This is a genomic window from Demequina litorisediminis (assembly GCF_030161615.1).
Classification (GTDB): domain Bacteria; phylum Actinomycetota; class Actinomycetes; order Actinomycetales; family Demequinaceae; genus Demequina; species Demequina litorisediminis.
The window spans coordinates 1,632,568-1,654,530 of the sequence record NZ_BSUN01000001.1; the positions used below are offsets into that span (position 1 = coordinate 1,632,568).

General features: G+C 69.5%; 13 protein-coding genes and 12 pseudogenes. 18 read left to right on the plus strand and 7 right to left on the minus strand.

Annotation, left to right across the window (positions count from 1 at the left end; translation table 11 throughout):
• Positions 1–111 precede the first annotated feature (111 nt).
• From QQK48_RS10135 to QQK48_RS19865, 3 genes and pseudogenes are all read left to right on the plus strand, one after another.
• Positions 112–1,002: an o-succinylbenzoate synthase gene (locus QQK48_RS10135; protein ID WP_284328381.1), complete on the plus strand. Its 891-nt coding sequence runs from the start codon at positions 112–114 to the stop codon at positions 1,000–1,002.
• 55 nt (positions 1,003–1,057) lie between these two features.
• Positions 1,058–1,249 (plus strand): annotated as a pseudogene (locus QQK48_RS21730) (hypothetical protein); the annotation flags it as partial.
• A 76-nt stretch (positions 1,250–1,325) separates the two neighbouring features.
• Positions 1,326–2,663, plus strand: coding sequence for a thiamine pyrophosphate-dependent enzyme (locus QQK48_RS19865; RefSeq protein ID WP_348523582.1), 1,338 nt, complete (start codon positions 1,326–1,328; stop codon positions 2,661–2,663).
• A gap of 117 nt (positions 2,664–2,780) precedes the next feature.
• Here the strand turns inward: QQK48_RS19865 and QQK48_RS10150 are convergent, their stop codons facing one another.
• The 7 genes and pseudogenes from QQK48_RS10150 to QQK48_RS10180 form a co-directional block, all read right to left on the minus strand.
• Complete coding sequence (locus tag QQK48_RS10150; protein WP_284328382.1) at positions 2,781–3,743, minus strand: zinc-binding dehydrogenase; 963 nt, start codon at positions 3,741–3,743, stop codon at positions 2,781–2,783.
• A gap of 65 nt (positions 3,744–3,808) precedes the next feature.
• Entirely contained in the window at positions 3,809–4,462 is a 654-nt protein-coding gene (locus tag QQK48_RS10155) for a class I SAM-dependent methyltransferase (RefSeq protein ID WP_284328383.1), read from the minus strand.
• A gap of 166 nt (positions 4,463–4,628) precedes the next feature.
• Positions 4,629–5,780 carry a chorismate-binding protein gene (locus QQK48_RS10160; protein WP_431308417.1) on the minus strand — a complete coding sequence of 384 codons (1,152 nt, stop codon included), beginning with the start codon at positions 5,778–5,780 and terminating at the stop codon, positions 4,629–4,631.
• Positions 5,683–6,294 carry a chorismate-binding protein gene (locus QQK48_RS10165; RefSeq protein ID WP_431308418.1) on the minus strand — a complete coding sequence of 204 codons (612 nt, stop codon included), beginning with the start codon at positions 6,292–6,294 and terminating at the stop codon, positions 5,683–5,685. Before QQK48_RS10165 ends, QQK48_RS10160 begins: the two co-directional genes overlap by 98 nt.
• Positions 6,183–7,016: pseudogene (locus QQK48_RS22465) on the minus strand (D-arabinono-1,4-lactone oxidase); the annotation flags it as partial. The pseudogene QQK48_RS22465 and the gene QQK48_RS10165, both read right to left, overlap by 112 nt.
• A complete protein-coding gene (locus tag QQK48_RS10175) occupies positions 6,985–7,677 on the minus strand; it encodes an FAD-binding protein (RefSeq protein ID WP_284328384.1) in 693 nt (230 codons plus the stop codon). The pseudogene QQK48_RS22465 and the gene QQK48_RS10175, both read right to left, overlap by 32 nt.
• Complete coding sequence (locus tag QQK48_RS10180; protein ID WP_284328385.1) at positions 7,646–7,792, minus strand: hypothetical protein; 147 nt, start codon at positions 7,790–7,792, stop codon at positions 7,646–7,648. The genes QQK48_RS10175 and QQK48_RS10180 overlap by 32 nt, the downstream gene beginning before the upstream one ends.
• A gap of 297 nt (positions 7,793–8,089) precedes the next feature.
• Here QQK48_RS10180 and QQK48_RS10185 point away from each other — a divergent pair, with 297 nt between their 5' ends.
• The 15 genes and pseudogenes from QQK48_RS10185 to nuoL all read left to right on the plus strand — a co-directional run bounded on the left by QQK48_RS10185 (position 8,090) and on the right by nuoL (position 21,960).
• Entirely contained in the window at positions 8,090–9,373 is a 1,284-nt protein-coding gene (locus QQK48_RS10185) for a geranylgeranyl reductase family protein (RefSeq protein WP_284328386.1), read from the plus strand.
• Between the two features lie 58 nt (positions 9,374–9,431).
• Entirely contained in the window at positions 9,432–9,779 is a 348-nt protein-coding gene (gene ndhC, locus QQK48_RS10190) for an NADH-quinone oxidoreductase subunit A (RefSeq protein WP_284328387.1), read from the plus strand.
• Positions 9,780–9,785: 6 nt separating this feature from the next.
• A pseudogene (locus QQK48_RS10195) lies at positions 9,786–10,338 on the plus strand (NADH-quinone oxidoreductase subunit B).
• Positions 10,339–10,361: 23 nt separating this feature from the next.
• Positions 10,362–11,032: pseudogene (locus QQK48_RS10200) on the plus strand (NADH-quinone oxidoreductase subunit C).
• A pseudogene (locus tag QQK48_RS10205) lies at positions 11,029–12,373 on the plus strand (NADH-quinone oxidoreductase subunit D). Before QQK48_RS10200 ends, QQK48_RS10205 begins: the two co-directional pseudogenes overlap by 4 nt.
• A pseudogene (gene nuoE / locus QQK48_RS10210) lies at positions 12,370–13,009 on the plus strand (NADH-quinone oxidoreductase subunit NuoE); the annotation flags it as partial. The pseudogenes QQK48_RS10205 and nuoE, both read left to right, overlap by 4 nt.
• 11 nt (positions 13,010–13,020) lie before the next feature.
• A pseudogene (gene nuoF / locus QQK48_RS10215) lies at positions 13,021–14,349 on the plus strand (NADH-quinone oxidoreductase subunit NuoF).
• A pseudogene (locus QQK48_RS10220) lies at positions 14,346–16,817 on the plus strand (NADH-quinone oxidoreductase subunit G); the annotation flags it as partial. The pseudogenes nuoF and QQK48_RS10220, both read left to right, overlap by 4 nt.
• Before the next feature lie 46 nt (positions 16,818–16,863).
• Positions 16,864–18,185: pseudogene (nuoH, locus tag QQK48_RS21735) on the plus strand (NADH-quinone oxidoreductase subunit NuoH).
• Between the two features lies 1 nt (position 18,186).
• A complete protein-coding gene (locus QQK48_RS21740; protein WP_431308328.1) occupies positions 18,187–18,450 on the plus strand; it encodes a hypothetical protein in 264 nt (87 codons plus the stop codon).
• Entirely contained in the window at positions 18,440–18,754 is a 315-nt protein-coding gene (locus QQK48_RS21745) for a 4Fe-4S binding protein (RefSeq protein WP_431308419.1), read from the plus strand. The genes QQK48_RS21740 and QQK48_RS21745 overlap by 11 nt, the downstream gene beginning before the upstream one ends.
• Complete coding sequence (locus QQK48_RS21750) at positions 18,699–18,965, plus strand: hypothetical protein (protein ID WP_431308329.1); 267 nt, start codon at positions 18,699–18,701, stop codon at positions 18,963–18,965. The genes QQK48_RS21745 and QQK48_RS21750 overlap by 56 nt, the downstream gene beginning before the upstream one ends.
• Before the next feature lie 3 nt (positions 18,966–18,968).
• A pseudogene (locus QQK48_RS10235) lies at positions 18,969–19,463 on the plus strand (NADH-quinone oxidoreductase subunit J); the annotation flags it as partial.
• 306 nt (positions 19,464–19,769) lie between these two features.
• Positions 19,770–20,048 (plus strand): annotated as a pseudogene (gene nuoK, locus QQK48_RS10240) (NADH-quinone oxidoreductase subunit NuoK); the annotation flags it as partial.
• Positions 20,049–20,077: 29 nt separating this feature from the next.
• Positions 20,078–21,960: pseudogene (gene nuoL, locus QQK48_RS10245) on the plus strand (NADH-quinone oxidoreductase subunit L).
• The last annotated feature ends 3 nt before the right edge of the window (positions 21,961–21,963 follow it).

Here is a 21,963-nt window from a genome sequence, read left to right on the forward strand (position 1 = left end):
CGTCGAGCGCGGAGTGGTTCAAACTGCGGGGGTGGCGGGGGCTGCGGGGCTGCGGGGGCTGGGGCGGTTGCAGCGGGAGAGAGCGGGGCGGACCGGCCGTAGGCTGAGCCCATGGAGTTCCGACCCTTCGCCGTCGAACTCTCCACCCGTTTCCGCTCCACCTCGCGCCGCAGCGGCGTGCTGATCCGCACCCGCGACGAGGCCGGCCGCGACCACTGGGGTGAGTACTCGCCGTTTCCCGATTACGACGCCGAGCGCTCCTCGCGCTGGTGGCGCGCCTCGCTCGAGGCGGCCCGAGGCGAGTGGCCTGCACTCCTCCGTGACAGCGTGGCGGTCAACGCCATCGTCCCGCTGGTGGACCCCGAGGCCGCGCGCGACTACGCCACCCGCAACGGCTGCACCACGGCCAAGATCAAGGTGGGCGGCGGCTCGGATCTTGCCGCGGACATCGCCCGTGTCGAGGCGGTGGCCGATGCCCTGGGACCCGTCGGTGCTCTGCGCGTCGACGTCAACGGCGGTTGGGATCTCGACGAGGCCGCACGGTGCCTGCCGCTGCTAGACCGCGCCGCACGCACGGGCGGCGCGGCGGGGCTTCAGTATGCGGAGCAGCCCGTCGCGTCGGTCGCCGACATGGCGGCGCTGCGCAGGCGAGTGGACGTGCCGATCGCCGCGGACGAGTCCATCCGCATCCCCGGCAGCGCCGACGCCGTGATCGCGGCCGATGCCGCCGACGTCATCATCCTGAAGGCGCAACCGCTGGGCGGGGTGCGTCGTGCCCTCGAGATCGCCGACAGCGTGGGTGAACTGCCGTTGGTCGTCTCCAGCGCGATGGAGTCGTCGGTGGGCCTCGCCGCAGGGGTCGCGCTGGCGCTGGCACTCCCGCGTGAGCCGCTCGCCTGCGGCCTGGGCACCGGTGCGTTGCTCGCCACCGACACCGTGGCGAAGACCTGGCTTCCCGTCGACGGACGCATGGGCGTCCAGGACCTTGAGGTGATCGTGTGAGCCATCCGTCCGCCGAGTTTGCCCGCGAGTAGTGGCATCCCTGGTGCACAGCGGGGTGCGAGAGTTCGTCTTGTGCCCCGGCTCGCGGTCGGGTCCGCTCGCGCATGCGCTCGCGGAGGCCGGCGCCGACAATCCGCCGCTGGGAGCACCAGGCGTCGACCTGCACGTGCGGATCGACGAGCGTTCCGCCGCGTTCTTGGCGCTGGGACTCGCCCGCGGAGCCGCCGCATCTGGCCAGCCGCGCGCCGTCGCCATCGTCACCACGTCGGGCACCGCCGTGGGCAATCTGCTGCCTGCGGTGATGGAAGGCTCACCATGCGGGTGTGCCGCTGGTGCTTCTCACCGCGGACAGGCCGGGCGAGTTGCGCGGTGTGGGCGCGAACCAGACCACGGACCAGGTGGGCATCTTCGGCACGTTTGTCAGGTGGAGCGCCGATGCGGCCGCCCCCGCCGCGGGGGACGAGCCCGGGCGTGCGGCCAGGTTGGCGATGCGGGCCGTCGCCGTCGCGCTCGGCGACCCCGCGCGCGACGACATGACGGGGACGCCTGGCCCCGTGCACCTGAACCTCGAGTTCCGTGACCCCCTCGGCCCCGACAACGGCGTGTGGGACGACGTCCCGCTGGTGGAGCCGCACCCGTCGAGCGGCGCATACGGTATCCCGGTGGCGGACTCGCCCGCGCCGCTGCCCGAGGTCGAGCGCGGCATCGTGATCGCGGGCGATGGTGCGGGAGACGTGGCGCGTCGCGTCGCGGAAGCTCACGGGTGGCCGCTCCTGGCTGAACCCACGTCAGGCGCGCGGTCGGGCGACGCATGCGTACCCGGCTACCTTGACCTTCTGGCGTCCGATGCAGGCGCCGCGTTGGCGCGCCAGGTTCACCAGGTGGTGGTCATCGGCCGCCCCACCCTGACCCGTCAGGTGCAGCGCCTCATCGCCGATGCCCCGGCGCTCATGGTCGCAGGCCACGGTGCCCGCTGGCGCGAGGCGCCGCGCCATGCGGAGCGCGTGCTGCGGACGGTGCCCGCGGTGTGGACGAGCCGTGCGGACGGCACTTTGTCGCTGGGGGATTCGCAGTGGCTCGGAAGGTGGCATGCCGCGGCGGCGCAGGTGGCTCCGCGTGAGCGCGGGTGGGATCGCGACGCGATTGCGGAGGCGTTCCTCGCGGCGCTCGCTCCCGGCGACCTCGCGTTCGTGGGCTCATCGGGAGCCGTCCGCGCCGTGGATCGGGTGGCGCCCGCCTGGCGGCCTGGCGACGCGCCGGTGCTGGTGGCGAACCGCGGCCTCGCGGGGATTGACGGCACCGTATCGACGGCGGCGGGCATGGCGCTCGCGGCCGGGCGGCCCGTCCTGGCGCTCATGGGAGACGTGACGTTCCTGCATGACGTGGGAGGGCTGCTGGTGGGTCCGCGTGAGCGCAGGCCGCGCCTGAGGGTCATCGTGATCGACGACGGGGGCGGCAGCATCTTTGGTGGTCTCGAGCACGCGGCTGCGCCCGCCGCCAATGTGGAGCGCGTGTTCACGACCCCGCATGGCGCGGATCTGGGTGCGCTGTGTGCGGGTTACGGCGTGAAGCACACCCGCGTCACCAACGCCGATGCCCTGGCGAAGGCGCTGACGGCGCCGCCGACGGGCATCGAGGTGGTCCAGGCGAAGCTGCGCTGAGCGCTCCGCGCACCCCTCTCGGCTGCCGCACATGGCCCCATTTGCGGCACTTTAGGCCCGAACGTGCCGCAAATGAGGCCATGTGCGGCACGGGGAGGACGGGGTGGAGCCCAGGCGTCAGTCGACGCTGAGGACCACCTTGCGCTGGCCAGGACGAGGCTGGCATGCGGCCGCGAAGGCGTCCTGCACCCGGTCGATGGGCACCACGTCGGTGACGATCCGCGGCGCAAACTCCGGGTTGGCGATGAGGTAGTCCTGGGCGCGTTCGAGCATGGCGCGGTGATGGGTCGTGACGCCCGTGACGAGCGTCCCGCCGCGGCGGAAGAACGCTCGCATCGGCAGCGCGTACCAGTCGTCGTCAGGCACCCCGAATGCCACCACGGTGCCGCCGGGCGCGACGGCGTTCATGGCATCGGCCACGGTCGCGGACTGGTGGCCCACCATCTCGATGATGATGTCGGGCCGGTCGGCATCGGCGATGCCCGCGGCCCAGACGCGGGAGTTTTGCTGCACCAGGGCGTCGAACGGGAGTCCCTCGGCGTCTGCCCGGCGGTCAAGGGGGTCGATGCCGGTGATGCGGCCCGCGCCCAAGTCATGCGCCAGCACGGACGTCATCAGGCCGAACGGCCCCACGCCCACAATGCCCACCGAGCGGCCGTCGAGCGGCCCCAGGCGGTCAAAGACCGTGAAGAGGCAGGCGACGGACTGCGCGACGGTGGCGAGCGCATCGGACGTCTCCATCCGCACCTTCGAGACCTGATCGCCGCGGGTGACGAACACCCCGCGCAACGCGTCCCAGTTGGACGCCCAGCCCACCACGCGGTCGCCCGGCGCGAAGTCCATATGCGCGCTGGCGAGGACCACGCCCACGACCTCGTGCATCGGCCTTCCGGGCTGACCGGGACCGCCAGCAGGGACGAGAGCCCCGCGGGCAAACGGCAGGTCGGAACCGCACACCGCCCCCGCGGTCAATCGCACGATCAACTCGCCGGGCTCGGGCGACGTGGGCACGGGCACCTCGACTCGCTCAAAGCGGTACGGCGCGGTCAGACGGTAGGCCCAGGTGGTGTCGACGCTCATGCTCGGACGGTAATCGTCGCTCCCCGCGTGCGCATGGGACCGAAGGCCGGGGTCGAGGGCGCGCCTCAGCCGTGGCGCCTGGCCACCAACACGGAGTCCCGCCACAGCCGCTCGTGGCCACCCTCGCCCCACGTGACGCGCTCGCGCACGGACGCGGAGACCTCCCACAGATCGCGGTCGAGGACATCGGCCACGTCCTCCGCGGCGAAGGCGGCGTCGGCGAGGTCGGGGTGATCGACGGCGTGCGGATCGGTCGGATGGTGGCCCACCACCAGCAACCTGCCGCCTGGCGCGACCGCGGCAGCAAGGGTCTCCACCAGCCACCGCCCGCCCTGAGCGGGGTGGGTGTACATCGAGGACACGAGCTCCCACGGGCCGTGGTGGCCGATGACCTCGTCGAGCGGGGCATCGGTGAACGTCACATGCGCCGCGACGCCCGACGACTCCGCATGCACCTGTGCGCGCGCCAGCGCCGTCGCGGACAGGTCCACCCCGGTGACGTGCCATCCCTGGGTGGCGAGCCACACGGCATCGGCGCCCTCGCCGCACCCCACCTCCAGGGCCGATGCCGGGGCCAGGTTTTCCGCCTCGTCCACCAGGGGGGCGTTGGGCTGGCCCGACCACAGCGCCTCGCGCTCGCGGTACTTCTTCTCCCACGACGCGCGGGAGAAATCCGCCATGGGTTCGGCGTGCGTGTGTGCGTGCTCCGTGTGGGTCATGGTGCCTCCCGTGCGCATGCGCCGTCGCGGCGTTCCCCTCATTGTGCCCATCGGGCGCCCGCCTCGCGAGAGAGAGACAGGCTTGGGTACGTTCGATGACATGAGAATCTCGGGGGCTCGTGGAGTCGTGTTGGCGGTCGTGGCGGGCCTGGTGCTCGCCGGATGTTCAGGGGACGGCGGCGATGAGGTGGACGCCACCGGCGCGCCGACGTCGAGTGCCGCGGCGACCGCCGCGCCGTCCCAGGAGGAGCAGGAGCCCGATGCGGGGGAGTCGTCCACCGACGCGGACGCGGGTGACGACGGCGCCTCCGGCACTGATGGAGGCTCCGGTGCCGACGCGGGCGACTTCTGTGCGCAGTACAACGAGGTCAGGGACTTCGGGATGTCCGCGGACAGCATGGATACGAGCGACATCGACGGTGCGCTCGCGTCGCTCGATGAGGCGCGCGCGACGCTGACTGGCCTCGACGTCGACGGCGAGGTGGCCGATGCTCGCGACACGATCGTCGCATCGCTGGACTCCGTGGCCGGAGCCATGGAGGACCTCCAGGAAGCGATCCCGGAGGGTGTCGACATCACCGACCCCGACTACACGGACCTCACCGAGGAGGAGATCGAGGCGCTCGCGAGCTTCGACTTCACCGGCTACATGGAGGCGATTACCCAAGCCACGGGCGAGGACTTCATTGCCGCGGCAGGAGTGCTCGAGCAGTACGCCTCCGAGGAGTGCGCGTAGCGCCGGTTCCAGTGACGGGCCGGCTGGCGTTACATCTGGCCGAGCGCGCGGCGCATGGGCTCGAGCGGCCTCCGACTCGGCCCACTCGGCGCCCGCCTCGCTCGCTGCGACGATCCCGCAACCAGCAAAGAGCCGTAGGCGGGTGGGGTCGTCGGCGGAGATCTCCGCCGAGCGCAGCCCGATGCACCACTCGCCGTCCCCGGCGGCGTTGATCCAGCCCACGGGGCCCGCGTAGCGCGCCCGGTCCAGGCCCTCGAGTTCGTCGATGACTCGCGCCGCCGTCAGCGTCGGCGTCCCACACACGGCGGCCGAGGGGTGCAGTTCACGAATGAGTTCCAGCGCGGACGCGTTGTGGCTGAGCACGCCGGTGACGTCGGTGGCGAGGTGCATGACGTTGGGAAGGTGCAGGACCGAGGGCTCCTCGGGCACGTTGACCGAACCGCAGTGCGCCTCGAGGACGTCGCGCACGGAGCGCACCGCGTACTCATGTTCCTCGCGGTCCTTGGACGAGCGTGCGAGCGCGGCGGCATGCGCGAGGTCGGCGGTCTCGTCGCCCGTGGGGCGAATCGTGCCCGCCAGCACACGCGACGTGACGAGACCATGGTCCACGCGAGCCAGCAGGCTCGGGCGTCGCGCCCACCAGTCCGTCGACGGCGAACGTCCAGCAACTCGGATAGTCCTCGGCGAGGCGCGCCAGGATGGCACGCGTATCGAGCGGGGCCGATGCCGTGGCCTCCACGGCCCGCGCCAGCACCACCTTGTCGAGTTCACCCGCGCCGATGCGCGCGACAGCCTGGGTGACGGCGGCCTCCCAGGCCGAGCGGTCGCCAAGGTCGACGGTGACCGCGGGCAAGGGGTGACGGGCAGCGGGTCCGCGGTGGCGTCCTCGAGGTCGGGCATCGCGGTCGCGCCGTCCTCCGAGATGACGGTGAGCCAGGCACTGTCGCCGCGCAGCCCCAGCACGTAGCGCGGGACGATCAGCACGCCGCCCGCCGCCGAGGAGTCGGCGAAGGCGAACGATCCGAAGGCGATCAGGCCGGTGCCGGGCTGGTGGACGTCGTCGCGCACCACCGCGTGCCGGGTGACGCGACGCCACCAGGCATCGGCCTCATCGATGCGATGCGTGCCGGCGGTGTCGAGGCGCGCGACCTCGCCCCAGGCCACCATGCCCTCGCCGCGACGCACCCATGAAATACCTGGTTGTGGCAGGCGAGAGAGGAGGTCGCCGGGGTGCTCGATCTCGACCGTGCGGACCGTCAGCGGACCGGGGGTTCCTGCTTGGACACTCACCCGACGAGGGTACGCCGCGTCGTGGCCTGTGCCCGACCCGGGGGCTACGAGCGGATCCCGAGCCGCCTGAGGTGCGCGTTCGCGAACCTGCCGTCGACGTCGAGGGCGTCGAACAGCAGCCGCGCCTGGGCGAGCCTGCGGGTGAGCGGCTGCCACGGCATCGGCCGTCATGGTGTGCACCTTGCCCCAGTGCGGCCGCGCGCCAAACGGCGCGAGCGCCTCCTCGATGCGGGGCGTGAGCGCCGCCACCTCGGCGGGACGGTTCCGCCACGTGAAGTGGATGGCAAGCGTGTCGCGTCCGAACGCCCCCGACAGCCACAGACGGTCCGCGGCCAGCGTGCGCAGGTCGGTCACGAGCAGGTGCGGCGCGATGTCGCCGGCCATCGCGCGGACGGCGAGAAGCGCATCGGCGCCATCCTCGAGCGCCACGAAGTACTCGGTCTGAATCTCATCGCCATTGGACGGCGTGTGGTCCAGGCGGAAGTGGGGCAGTCGCTCAAGCCAGGGGCCCTCGACTCCGCCGCGCACGGTGAGCCTGGGCAGGGTCGGCGCCCACGAGTCCTGACTCCTCGGGGTGCTCGAGCCGCGAGCCGAGCCACTGCGGCCCCGGCGCGTCCCCGGCACCGATCCTGGTCTTGCGCCATACCTGCTGGACGGTGTCCTCGTCCCACGTCGTGAACGCGCTCACGGAGTAGCCGGCACCCATCACGCCAGGAAGGTCATCGAGGAGCGCCTTCCACGGCAGGCCGCGGTAAACGTCCTGACGCACCGCGTACGTCGGCTGGATGTCGAGCGTCACACGCACCACGACGCCGTACGCGCCGAGCCCCACCGGCAACGCGTCGAAGCCGTCCTGGCCCCGCTCCATCGTGCGTAGCGCGCCCCGTGAGCCGACGTACGTGAGACCCGCGACGGCATCGGACAGGCAGCCGTGGGTGACGCCGGAACCGTGCGTGCCGGTCGCGATGGCGCCGCCGACCGAGATGTGGGGCAGTGACCCCATGTTGTGGAGCGCCCAGCCTCGTTCGTGGAGCCATGCGGCAAGCACGCCGTAGCGCACCCCCGCGCCCACGGTGACGGTGCGTGCGTGCTCATCGATGACAGGGTCGGCGGGGATGCCCGTGACGGTGATGAGGGTGCCGGGGGTGTCCGCGAGGTCATTGAAGGCTGTGCCGGGTGCCGAGCGCACGGACGGGGCCGGTGGTGCTACCCAGCACGTCCTCGACCTGGGCGATGCTCGTCGCCTCGATGATGTCCTTCGCGCCGAAGGTGTGCGTGCCAGCCCATGTCGCGCCGATGCTCATGCGGCCAGCCTAGGCGGCACCCGGCATCGGCTGGCCATGCCTGCGCCCCGCTGCACCCCAGGCGACATGCGACGACGGCATGAGCGCTGACGTTCCTACGGGGAGGAGCGGAACCGGGCGAGGGAACAGCGGCGAGGGCCGAGGCGTTGGCTCGGAAACGGTGCGGCACGAAGGGCCTGGGACCAGGGTCCTTGGGACGAAGGTCCCGATTTACGCAACGCGTCAGTTGCGTTTTATGTGCGGGAACCAGGGCATTTATGTGCACGGGCACCCCTTGACACCGCGTAGGCTGTGTGCGTGAAATCCACAGCCGATGTCATCGTGGTGGGCGCTGGGCCCGGAGGCTCCGCCGCCGCGTACTACCTGGCATCCGAGGGATTCAACGTCATCGCCCTGGAGAAGTCCCGCTTCCCCCGCGAGAAGGTCTGCGGCGACGGCCTCACGCCACGCGCCGTGCGCGAGATTGATCTGATCGGCCTGCCCACGCCACGCGAGGAAGGCTGGATCCCCAACTGGGGTCTGCGCATGGTCGGCGGCGGCCACCGCCTCGAGTTCCCCTGGCACGAGCAGGACTCCTTCCCGAACTACGGGCTCTCGCTCGCCCGTGCGAGCCTTGACCACCGCCTCGCCGAGCACGCCCGCTCCGCCGGAGCCGATGTCCGCGAGGGCTGGTTCGTCACCGGCGCCGTGCGTGACGAGCGCACCGGGCGCGTCATTGGCGTCACGGCCAAGGAGACCGACGAGAAGGGCCGCAAGATCGGCGACGAGGTGACCTTCACGGCCCCCGTCGTCATCGCTGCGGACGGCGTCAGCGCGCGCATCGCGCTCGGCCTTGGCATGGAGCGCAAGGACGACCGCCCCATGGGCGTCGCCGTGCGCACCTACTTCGAGACCCCCCGCCACGACGAGGAGTGGATGGAGGGTCACCTCACCATCTGGGATGGCGAGCCCGGCAAGTCCAACCTCCTCCCCGGCTATGGCTGGATCTTCCCGCTGGGCGATGGCACCGCGAACATCGGTCTCGGCACGCTCAGCCCCCACGGTCAGCCCTCGGGCCTCGACCACCGTGCGCTGTTCGATGGCTGGATCCGCAACGGCATCACCGACTGGGAGATCGACCCCGACGCCCCCACCGCCAAGGTGCAGGGCGCGGCCATCCCCATGGCGTTCAACCGTCAGCCCCACTACGTCCCCGGACTCCTCCTGGTGGGCGACTCGGGCGGCATGGTGAACCCGTTCAACGGTGAGGGCATCGCCTACGCCATGCAGGCGGCACGCCGCGCGACCGAGGCCATCGTGGGCTGGCGGGACGCCACCGATGACGTCGCAGCGGAGGCGGCACTTGCCGGCTATGCGCGCCAGATGAAGGACGACCTCGGCGGGTACTACTCGCTGGGCCGGGTCTTCGCCGAACTCGTCTCTCACCCGCAGGTGATGAAGGTGTGCACCCGCTACGGATTGCCCCAGCCGGTGATCATGCGCTTTACGCATAAACTGCTCGCGGACGTCTACGAACCGCGCGGAGGGGACTGGGCCGACAGGCTCCTGTCCACCCTGACCAAGATCGCGCCGGCCGCATGAGGCACGCGCAACCACCCATGGACCTGACAAGCGAGGGAGTCGACCAGTGAATCCGTACGTGCCGATCGTGGTGATGATCGTCATCGCGGGACTCATGGCAGCGGCCGGCCTCATGGCCAGCAACCTGATCGGTCCCAAGCGTTACAACGCGGCGAAGGTCGACCAGTATGAGTCTGGCCTGCAGCCCACCCCGGGAGCCGCCGGCGGCGGACGCATCCCGATTAAGTACTACCTCGTCGCGATGAGCTTCATCGTCTTCGACATCGAGGTGGTGTTCCTCTACCCCTGGGCCATCGCGCACGATGCCCTGGGCTGGTTTGGGCTCATCGCCACTATGACGTTCCTCGCCCTCATCACGATTCCTTTCGTGTACGAGTGGCGACGCGGCGGATTCGACTGGGAGTGATCTGACATGGCACACGACGACAGCGCACCTCCGTTCCTGCTGGGGACGGTCGAGAACTTTGTGGGCTGGGCGCGTTCCGGCTCGCTGTGGCCGGCCACCTTCGGCCTCGCCTGCTGCGCGATCGAGATGATGGGCACGGGAACGTCCCGCTTCGACATCGCACGCTTTGGCGCCGAGGTGTTCCGTGCCTCGCCGCGCCAGGCCGACATGATGATCGTCGCCGGCCGCGTGTCGCAGAAGATGGCCCCCATCGTGCGTCAGGTCTACGACCAGATGCCCGAACCCAAGTGGGTCATCTCGATGGGCGTGTGTGCGTCGTCGGGCGGCATGTTCAACAACTACGCGATCGTGCCTGGCGTGGACCACGTGATCCCCGTGGACATCTACCTGCCCGGCTGTCCCCCGCGCCCCGAGATGCTGCTGAACGCCCTCATCGAGGCTCCAGGAGCAGGTCAAGAAGTACCCGATGCTGTCCCACCGCAAGGAGATCGCGCGCAAGGCCGAGGCGGCCGCGCTCGCCGCGACCCCCACCTCCGAGATGAAGGGGCTGCTGCGGTGACCGACGACAAGAACCTCGAGACCGTGGCTCCTGCGGGCCGCGAGCCGCTCACTCTCATCAACGTCCGCGAGGGCCTGTTCGGCGCCAAGGGCGACACCTCGGGCTTCGACGGCCTGATCAAGGCCGTCCAGATGCCGGGCGCCTCCGAGCGCCCCTACGGCGAGTGGTTCGACGGCGTCGTCGACATCCTCACGGAGCCTGCTGGGTGACGATGCCGATGCGGCCATCGAGTACGTCGTGGTCGACCGCGGCGAGCTCACGCTGTACATCGCCCGCGAGCACCTGCTGGCCGTGGCGCAGCACCTGCGCGACGACCAGGACCTGCGTTTCGAGATGTGCCTCGGCGTGTCCGGCGTGCACTACCCGGCGGACACGGGCCGCGAGCCTTCACGCCGTGTACCCGATGCAGTCGATCACGCACAACCGTCGCCTGCGCCTCGAGGTTGCCGTTCCCGACGGCGACTCGCATATCCCGTCCATCACGTCGGTCTACCCGATGAACAACTGGCACGAGCGCGAGACCTGGGACTTCTTCGGCATCATCTTCGACGGCCACCCCTCGCTCGCTCGCATCGAGATGCCGGACGACTGGGTAGGCCACCCGCAGCGCAAGGACTACCCGCTCGGCGGCATCCCCGTCGAGTACAAGGGCGCCGAGGTTCCGTCGCCCGACGAGCGGAGGCAGTACCGATGAGCACCGACACGAAGGCCACCGGGCCTATCGTCGAGGACCCCGACGTCCCCGAGTACACCGTCTACGGTTCCGACTGGTCCGAGGTGGCCGACGAGGCTGTTCGCCTTGGCCAGCAGCGCATCGTGATGAACATGGGTCCTCAGCACCCGTCGACCCACGGCGTGCTGCGCGTCATGCTCGAGATCGAGGGCGAGACCGTCACGGAGGCCCGCGCCGGCATCGGCTACCTCCACACCGGCATCGAGAAGAACATGGAGTTCCGCACCTGGACCCAGGGCGTGACGTTCTGCACGCGCATGGACTACGTGGCCTCGATGACCCAGGAGCTCGCGTACTGCCTTGGCGTCGAGAAGTTGCTGGGCATCACCGATGACGTTCCGGAGCGCGCCTCCGTGCTGCGCGTCCTCATGGCGGAGCTCACCCGCATCGGCTCGCACCTCGTCGCGGTCGGCACCGGCGGTAACGAGCCTGGGCGCGACCACGATCATGACCACGGCCTTCGTGGCGCGCGAGGAGACCTTCCGCGTCATCGAGGCCATCTCGGGTCTGCGCACCAACAACGCGTACATCCGTCCCGGTGGCGTGGCCCAGGGCCTGCCCGAGGGTGGCGTCGAGATGATCCGCGCGATGATCCCCAAGGTGAAGGAGGGCCTCGACGAGCCTGGCCCTGCTCCAGATGGAGAACCCGATCCTCAAGGGCCGCCTCAAGAACGTCGCGACCATGAACCTTTCGGCGTGCATGTCGCTGGGCATCACCGGCCCCATCCTGCGCTCGACGGGTCTGCCGTACGACCTGCGCAAGGCCGAGCCGTACTGCGGCTATGAGACTTACGACTTCCAGGTCCCCACCGCCACCACGGACGATGCCTGGGCTCGCATGGTGATTCGCATGGAGGAGTGCTACGAGTCGCTCAAGATCGTCGCGCAGTGCGCCGACCGTCTGGAGAAGGCTCGGCGACGGGCCCGTCATGGTCGAGGACAAGAAGATCGCCTGGCCTGCTCGGCTCTCGATCGGCTCCGATGGCCAGGGCAACTCGCCCGAGCACATCAAGCACATCATGGGCGAGTCCATGGAGGCGCTGATCCACCACTTCAAGCCTGGTCACCGAGGGCTTCGACGTCCCGGCTGGCCAGGTTTACCAGGCCATCGAGGGACCCAAGGGCGTGCTCGGCGTGCACCTGGTGTCCGATGGCGGCACCAAGCCGTGGCGCGCGCACTTCCGCGACCCGGGATTCAACAACCTGCAGGCGCTGTCGATCATGGCGCAGGGCGGTCAGGTGGCCGATGTCGTGGTCGCCATCGCGTCGATCGACATGGTGCTGGGAGGCGTGGACCGATGACCTACGACGCAGACACCCTCGCGCAGGCTCGAGAAGGATGCCGCCGACATCATCGGCCGCTACCCCGTCAAGCGTTCGGCGCTGCTGCCGCTGCTGCACCTGGTGCAGTCGGTGGACGGCTACGTGAGCCCCGATGGCATCGCGTTCTGCGCGAAGACCGTTGACCTGACCTCCGCCGAGGTCAGCGCGGTCGCGACGTTCTACACGCAGTACAAGCGCCGTCCCAACGGCGAGTATCAGGTGGGCGTGTGCACCACCGCGCTGTGCGCTGTTATGGGCGGCGACGAGATCTGGCGACAGGTTTCCGAGAAGTGCGGCGTGGGCCACGACGAGACCACCGGCGACGGCAAGATCACGCTCGAGCGCATCGAGTGCAACGCGGCTTGCGACTACGCGCCCGTGATGATGGTCAACTGGGAGTTCTTCGACAACATGACGCCCGATCGTGCGCTGCGCGTGGTGGACGACATCCTCGAGGGACGCGACGTGAAGCCCACCCGAGGCTCGTCGAAGGTCGGCACGTTCAAGGAGACCGAGCGCGTGCTCGCGGGCTTCGAGGATGGCCGCGCCAACGAGGATCAGGGCCTGGGCGACCCCACTCTCGCGGGATTGAAGATCGCGCGCGAGCAGGGCTGGGAGGAGAAGCGATGACCGACCTGACCCCCGTCCTCACCGCCACCTGGGACGCCGAAGACTCGTGGAAGGCTCAGCACCTATGAGCAGCACGGCGGCTACGGAGCGCTGAAGAAGGCGCTCGGCATGGAGCCCGGCGACATCATCCAGATGGTCAAGGACTCCGGCCTGCGCGGCCGTGGCGGCGCTGGCTTCCCGACCGGCATGAAGTGGGGCTTCCTGCCCCCGGACGATGGCGGCCCCCGCTACCTCGTTGTCAACGCCGATGAGTCGGAGCCCGGCACCTGCAAGGACATCCCGACCATGCTGTCGGCTCCGCAGATCCTGGTCGAGGGCGTGGCGATCACGTCCTACGCCATCGGCTGCAACCACGCCTTCATCTACGTGCGCGGCGAGGTCACCCACGTGTACCGCCGCCTGCTGCAGGCCGTGCGCGAGGCCTACGAGGCCGGCCACCTTGGCAAGAACATCCACGGCTCGGGCTTCGACCTCGACGTGACCGTTCACGCGGGCGCAGGCGCCTACATCTGCGGTGAGGAGACCGCGCTCCTCGACTCGCTCGAGGGCCGCCGCGGTCAGCCGCGCCTGAAGCCTCCGTTCCCGGCCGTCGCGGGCCTATACGCCCGCCCCACGGTCGTTAACAACGTCGAGTCGGTCTCGTCCGTCCCCGCGATCATCGACCGTGGTGTCGAGTGGTTCACGGCGATGGGCACGGAGCGCTCGAAGGGCATGGGCATCTTCTCGCTGTCCGGCCACGTCAACCGCCCCGGACAGTACGAGGCGCCGCTCGGCATCACGCTGCGCGAGCCTGATCGACATGGCCGGCGGCATGCGTGACGGCAAGAAGGCGAAGTTCTGGACCCCCGGCGGCTCGTCGACCCCGATCTTCACCGATGAGCACCTCGACACCCCGCTCGATTACGAGTCGGTGGGTGCGGCGGGCTCCATGCTCGGCACGCGCGCGCTGCAGATTTTCGACGAAACCACCTGCGTGGTGCGCGTCGTCACCCGCTGGACGGAGTTCTACAAGCACGAGTCGTGCGGCAAGTGCACGCCGTGCCGTGAGGGCACCTACTGGCTCACGCAGATCCTGAAGCGTGTGGAGGGTGGCCGCGGCACCGACGCGGACATCCAGCAGCCTGCTGGACACCTGCGAGTCGATCCTTGGCCGCGCGTTCTGTGCGCTGGGCGACGGCGCCACCAGGCTCCATCTCGAGGCTCGGTGAAGGCTGTTCCGCGACGAGTATGAGCGTCACGTGACCGAGGGCTGCTGCCCGTTCGACCACGCCGCATCGGCGCTGTTCGACTACGAGACGAAGGCCATCGAGGAGGCCCACGCATGACCGCCACCCCCGAGAAGGCCGCGGCCGTCGACACCGTCTCGCTGACGATCGACGGCAAGGAGGTGAGCGTCGCCAAGGGCACGCTCATCATCCGTGCCGCCGAGCAGGTGGGCATCGACATCCCGCGCTTCTGCGACCACCCGGCGCTGAAGCCCGCCGGTGCGTGCCGTCAGTGTCTCGTGGACGTGGCGAGCCCCGGCCCCGACGGCAACCTGCGCGCGTTCCCCAAGCCGCAGCCGTCGTGCGCCATGACCGTGTCCGAGGGCATGGTCGTCAACACGCAGCACACCTCCGAGGCCGCGGACAAGGCGCAGAAGGGTGTGATGGAGCTCCTGCTCATCAACCACCCGCTCGACTGCCCCGTGTGCGACAAGGGTGGCGAGTGCCCCCTGCAGAACCAGGCGCTGAGCAACGGCCGCGTCGAGTCGCGCTTCATCGACGTGAAGCGCGTCTTCGAGAAGCCGCTCGCGCTGAGCTCGAGATCCTCCTCGACCGTGAGCGCTGCATCCTGTGCCAGCGCTGCACGCGTTTCTCGAAGGAGATCGCGGGCGACGCCTTCATCGACTTGCAGAACCGCGGTGCGATGCAGCAGATCGGTACCTTCAACGAGGAGGTGCTGGAGTTCGACGGCTACGAGCCCATCGGCGTCGCGGCCGAGGACGAGTCCGGCAAGGCGTTCTCCTCATACTTCTCCGGCAACACGGTGCAGATCTGCCCCGTGGGCGCGCTGACCAGCGCCGCCTATCGCTTCCGCTCGCGCCCGTTCGACCTCATCTCGAGCCCCGGCATCGGTGAGCACGATTCGTCGGGCGCCGCGATCCGCGTGGACCACCGCCGCGGCAAGATCCTGCGCCGCCTGGCCGACCAGGACATGGTCGTCAACGAGGACTGGGTTACGGACAAGGACCGCTTCGCGTTCGCCTGGCAGAACCTTGCAGACCGCATCACGCGCCCGCTGCTGCGCGGCGAAGACGGCGAACTGCACGAGGCCTCGTGGCCCGATGCGCTTGCCGCTGCCGCCGCAGGCCTCAAGGCCGCCATCACCGGTGACGAGGCTCTCGGAGCCGCCGTCCTGCCGGGTGGCCGCGTCACCCTTGAGGACGCCTACGCGTACGGCAAGTTTGCCCGCGTGGCGCTCGGCACCAACGACGTCGACGCGCGCACGCGCATTGCGTCGGACGAGGAGCAGGCGTTCCTCGGCTCGACCGTCGCCGGTACCGGGATGGGCGTGACCTTCGGTGACCTCGAGAAGGCCCCCGCGGTCCTTCTCGCCGGTTTCGAGGCCGAGGACGAGGGCGGCGTGGTGTTCCTGCGCCTGCGCAAGTCGCTGGGCCGCCAGCAGGTCTTCACCATCGCACCGTTCCGCACCCGTGGCGCCGAGAAGTTGAACGCGACGCTGATCCCCACCGCCCCTGGCGGCGAGGGCAAGGCGCTGGCAGCGATCAAGGCCTCGACGGACGCCGCCGAGGCCCTCAAGGCCGAGGGTTCCGTCATTGTGGTCGGCGAGCGACTCGCCGGATCGCCGGGTGCCTTCACGCAGGCTCTCGCGCTCGCCAAGCGCACCGGTGCCCGCCTGGCGTGGATCCCGCGCCGTGCGGGTGAGCGCGGTGCGCTCGAGGCGGGCGCTCTGCCCGGCCTGCTGCCCGGCGGCCGCGACGTCACCAGTGCATCGGCCCGCCAGACGGTGGCCGAGGCATGGGGCGTTGACTCGCTTCCCGAGGCCGCGGGCCGCGATGCGGCGGCGATCATCGCCGACGCCGCGGCAGGCAAGGTGGGTGCGCTCGTGCTGGGTGGTGTCACGCCGTCCGACCTCACTGGTCCGATGTCCGAGGCGCTCTCGCGCACGCCGTTCGTGATCTCGCTCGAGGTCCGTCGCGGCGAGGTCGCCGAGTTCGCCGATGTGGTGTTCCCCGTGGCGCCCCCGTCGGAGAAGTCCGGCACCTTCGTGAACTGGGAAGGCCGCCTGCGCGGCTTCGCGACGGCCATCAAGACCGACGCGATGGGCGACCACCGTGTGCTCGACCTGCTCGCCCGCGAGGCTCGGCGTCGACCTGCGCACGGCCACGATCGCCGATGCGAACGAGCAGGCGGCCGCGCTGGGTGCACCCGCCAAGGGTGAGCGCCTGGCCGCCCCCAAGGTTGATGCCGCCAAGGTGGACGCGAAGGCGGGTGCCTCCGTGGTGCTCGCCTCGTGGCACCAGTTGGTGGACGAGGGTGCTCTCCAGGACGGTGAGCCTTACCTCGCCGGCACCGGTCGCACCGCGGTGGCGCGCCTTTCGGCCGCGACTGCCGCGGCGGCGGGAGCCACCGACGGCGTCATCACGGTTGCCTCGGATAACGGTTCCCTTGAGTTGCCTGTCGCGGTCACCGATGACATGGCCGATGGTGTGGTCTGGGTTCCCACCAAGTCGCCCGGCTCGTGGGTGGCACAGGAGCTCGGCGTGGAGCCGGGCGCGCTCGTCACCGTGAAGGGGGAGTGGCGTGATCGCTCTCGAGACTGTCGACCCGGCGACGCTGTCCAACGCCGAGGCGTTGGCCAACGACCCGCTGTGGCTCGTCATCGTCAAGGCCGTCATCATCCTCGTGTTCCTCCTCACGAGCGTGCTGTTCGCCGTGTGGTTCGAGCGCCGAGTGATCGGTCGCCTGCAGCGCCGTCCCGGCCCCAACCGCAAGGGCCCGTTCGGCCTTCTGCAGTCGGTCGCGGACGCGGTGAAGGCTCCTCACCAAGGAGGACATCACCGTGCGCGCCTCCGACAAGGTGCTCTACATCGTCGCCCCGGCGATCTCGGTGTTCTGCGCGTTCCTCATCTTCGCGGTGATCCCGTTCGGCCCGGTGACGCACATCCCCGGCACGGACATCTACACGCCGCTGCAGGCTCACCGACTTCCCGGTCGCCGTGCTGTTCATCCTCGCGTGCGCCGCGCTCGGCGTGTACGGCATCGTGCTCGGTGGCTGGGCCTCTGGCTCGGTCTACCCGCTCATGGGTGCCGTCCGCTCGACCGCCCAGGTGATCTCCTACGAGGCTCGCCATGGGTCTGTCGCTCGTGACGGTGTTCCTGCTCTCGGGCACGATGTCCACCTCGGGGATCGTCGAGGCGCAGGCCGACCGCTGGTGGGCCTGGCCGCTGTTCCCCGCCTTCATCCTGTACGTCATCTCCATGGTCGGTGAGACCAACCGTCTGCCGTTCGACCTCCCCGAGGCCGAGGGTGAGCCTGGTCGCGGGCTTCATGACCGAGTACTCGTCGATGAAGTTCGCCTGGTACTTTCTCGCGGAGTACATGAACATGGTGAACGTCTCCGCCGTGGCCGCGACCCTCTTCCTGGGTGGCTGGCACGCGCCGTGGCCCGCATCGTGGGCCGGAGCCGACTTCCTCAACTCCGGGATCTTCCCGCCCATCTGGCTGATCATCAAGATCTGGCTGCTGATGTTCGTGTTCGTGTGGATCCGTGGCTCGCTGCTGCGCTTCCGCTACGACCAGTTCATGCGCTTCGGCTGGAAGGTCCTCATCCCCGTCGGCCTCGCCTGGGTGGTGTTCTTCTCCGTGGGCCGCGAGGCGTTTGACGCGTGGGGTCGTGACCTCAACGTGTACGACGCCGTCGCGGGCCTTGTCGGCATCCTGCTCACCATCTCGGTGATCAGTTTCCTCACCGACTCGAAGGAAGGCTCGAGCCGCGCGAGAGGCTGCCACAGAGGAGCCCGAGCCCGAGGTGCTCGACGCCTTCGCGGGCGGCTACCCGGTGCCGCCGCTGCCCCATCAGACCCTGCCCCCGTCGCCCCGGTCCGGACGGACCGTCGAGGCGAGCGCCACCCGAACCCCGGAAGGAGGCGAGTGACATGACCGAATCGGATGACGTCTGGAAGGTCAACCGCGAGCGCGACGGTAAGTCCGAGCCCTTCGTGTCGAACCTGCCCCAGGCTGGCCCCGTCGGCAAGGTTTTTGCCCCCGTCGCCGGCTTCGGCGTGACGCTGCGCAACTTCTTCAAGCCCACCGTGACGGAGCAGTACCCGGAGAAGAAGGTCGCGCCGATGCCGCGCTACCACGGCCGGCACCAGGCTCAACCGCTACGCGGATGGTCTCGAGAAGTGCATCGGCTGTGAACTGTGCGCGTGGGCCTGCCCCGCGGACGCGATCTACGTCGAGGCTGACTCCAACACGCCCGATGCGCAGTTCTCGCCCGGCGAGCGCTACGGCCGCGTCTACCAGATCAACTACCTGCGCTGCATCTTCTGCGGCCTGTGCATCGAGGCATGCCCCACGCGCGCGCTCACGATGACCAACGAGTACGAGCCTGGCGGGCCCCACCCGCGAGGGCCTCATCTACGAGAAGCAGGACCTGCTGGCGCCCATGGGCGAGGCGATGCTCGCGGCCCCGCACCCGATGGTGCCCGGCACCGTGGATGACGACTACTACCGCGGTGACGTCCTCAAGGTCGTCGAGGAGCAGACGGACTGGGTGCGCGAGAACCGCCCCGAGGACCCCACGCTCCCCGAGAACCGCGGCATGCGCGAGGAGAACCCCGAGCACCGCAAGACCGAGCACTCGGACGCCCGCCTGAACGTGGCGCGTCACCAAACGGCGGCGACTTCCTCCTGGCGCGGCGGGAGCATCTGACCCATGGTGAATGAAGCCCTCTTCTGGATCGTCGCCATCATCACGGTGACCGGATCGTTGTCGCTGCTGTTCGCCCGCAAGGGCGCGCACATCGCGATGAGCATCGTCACGGTGATGTGTGGCCTCGCCGCCGCCTACGTGGGACTCGGTGCCCCGTTCCTCGGCGTGGTGCAGATCGTCGTCTACACGGGCGCGGTCATGATGCTGTTCCTGTTCGTCCTCATGCTGGTCGGCGTCGACCAGCGCGAGTCGCTCAAGGAGACCATCAAGGGCCAGCGCTGGATCGCGCTCGCCGGCGCCGGTGGCATGGCGCTGCTGCTGATCTCGGTCATCGGCCGGGTCGAGCCGACGTCCTCCGACCAGTTCACCGACGGCAACCCCGAGGAGATCGCACTGGTGCTGTTCTCCCAGTACGTCCTCGTCATGGAGGTGCTGGGCGCGCTGCTCATCACCGCCGCGGTGGGCGCCCTGGTCCTGACGCACACGCCTCGCTTGAAGCCGCGCCACAGCCAGGTGGAGCGCAGGCGGCGCGCATCCTCGCCGGTGCCGACCCCGTCAACAAGCCGATGCCCGGTGTGTACGCGCGCCACAACGCGCTCGACGTGCCTGCGCTCGACCCCGAGGGCAAGCCCATCGACCACTCGATCTCGCGTGTGCTCAAGGCGCGTCACCAGACGCAGGAGGGCGCCGAGTTCCGCCACCAGTTGGCGGACCCGGACAACCCTGACCACGAGGCGCAGCCGGCCGATGCGCCGCCGCGCGACTCGCACGACCGCAACCCGCGCCAGGGTGAGGGGAGTCCCGATGAACCCCATGAACTACGTGATCCTCGCGGCCATCCTGTTCTCGATCGGTGCCGCGGCGGTGCTACTGCGCCGCAACGCCATCGTCGCGTTCATGGGCGTCGAGTGATGCTGAACGCCGCCAACCTCGCGCTCGTCGCCTTCTCCCGCATTCACGGAGAGGCTCGACGGCCAGGTCATGGCGTTCTTCGTCATGGTCGTCGCCGCTGCTGAGGTCGTGGTGGGCCTCGCGATCATCGTCGCGGTGTTCCGCGCCCGCCAGACCATCTCGCTTGACGAGCCGGCAGAGCCTGAAGGGATAAGCAACCAATGCAGTCACTCATCTGGCTCGCCATCGCCCTGCCGCTGGCCAGCGCAGCCGTGCTCCTGTGCCTCGGGCGCAGGGCCGATGCGTGGGGTCACTGGCTGGGGGTCGCCGCCTCGGGCGGTGCCTTCCTCGTGGGCCTCGGCGCTCTCATCGAGATGCTCGGCAAGCCCGCCGAGGAACGTGCGCTCGACACGACGCTCTACACGTTCATCCCCGGCGGAGACCTGCACGTGGACGTCGGCCTGCTCGCCGACCCGTTGTCGATCACGTTCGTGCTGCTCATCACGTTCGTCGGCACGCTGATCCACGTCTACTCCGTGGCGTACATGGAGCACGACAAGGACCGCCGCAGGTTCTTCGCGTACCTCAACCTCTTCGTCGCCGCCATGCTGCTGCTGGTGCTCGCGGACTCCTACCTCCTGCTGTTCGTCGGCTGGGAGGGCGTGGGTGTCGCGTCGTACCTGCTCATCGGCTTCTGGAACTACAAGCCCGAGTACGCCACCGCCGCGAACAAGGCGTTCGTCGTGAACCGCATCGGTGACATCGGCCTCATCATCGCGATGGGCATCATGTTCACCACCTTCGGTGCGCTCGACTTCGCGACCATCGGCGAACTCGCGGGCAACGCCTCGACCGCCACGCTGACCGCCGCGGGCCTCGCCCTGCTGCTGGCCGCGTGCGGTAAGTCGGCGCAGTTCCCGCTGCAGTCCTGGCTGGGTGACGCGATGGCGGGCCCCACCCCCGTATCCGCGCTCATCCACGCCGCGACCATGGTCACGGCGGGCGTCTACCTCATCGTGCGCTCCGCGCCCATCTTCGAGGGGGCGCCCAACGCCCAGGCTCGTCGTCGCGGTCGTGGGTGCCATCACCCTGACGCTCGGCGCACTGATCGGCATGGCGAAGGACGACATCAAGAAGGCGCTCGCCGCCTCGACGATGTCGCAGATCGGCTACATGATGCTCGCCGCGGGTCTCGGCCCCGTCGGGTACGCCTTCGCGATCTTCCACCTCGTCACGCACGGCTTCTTCAAGGCGGGCATGTTCCTGGGCGCTGGCTCGGTCATGCACGCCATGAACGACCAGGTCGATATGCGCCGCTTCGGTGCCCTCAAGGGCGCGATGGTCGTCACCTGGGTGACGTTCGGCCTCGGCTGGCTCGCCATCCTCGGTGTCCCGCCGTTCTCGGGCTACTGGTCCAAGGACAAGATCATCGAGTCCGCCTTCGTGGGCGAGGGATGGCAGCCGTGGGTCTTCGGCCTCACCGCGCTCATCGGCGCGGGCCTCACGGCCTTCTACATGTCGCGTCTGTTCTTCATGACCTTCCACGGCAAGGCCCGCTGGACCGACGAGGTTCACCCGCACGAGAGCCCCGCGCTCATGACCGTGCCGATGATCATCCTCGCGGTCGGCTCGGCCTTCCTCGGCCTCATCCTCGCCACCGGCGACCGCTTCTCGCACTGGCTCGAGCCGGTGACAGGTCATGTCGAGCACCACGAGCCCGTGCTGCCCGTCCCCGTCATCGTCGCGGCCACGCTCATCCTGGTGGCGCTCGGCGCCATCGGAGCCTGGCTGAAGTACGGCCGCGCCGAGGTCCCGCAGGAGGCGCCGTCGGCGTCGCTCGCGACCATCACTGCGCGCAACGACTTCTTCCAGGACTCGGTTAACCGCGCCGTGTTCCAGCGTCCCGGCCAGCACGTCACGCGCACCCTCGTCTACGCCGATGCGGCGATTGTCGACGGTGCCGTGAACAAGCAGGCGCGCGGCTGGAACAACCTCGGCGAGGCCTCTCGCAAGGCTCCAGACCGGTCAGGTCCGCTCCTACGCGGCGACGATGCTCATCGGTCTCGTTATCGTCGTCGCCGTCATCGTGGTGGGGGGTCTGTAAACC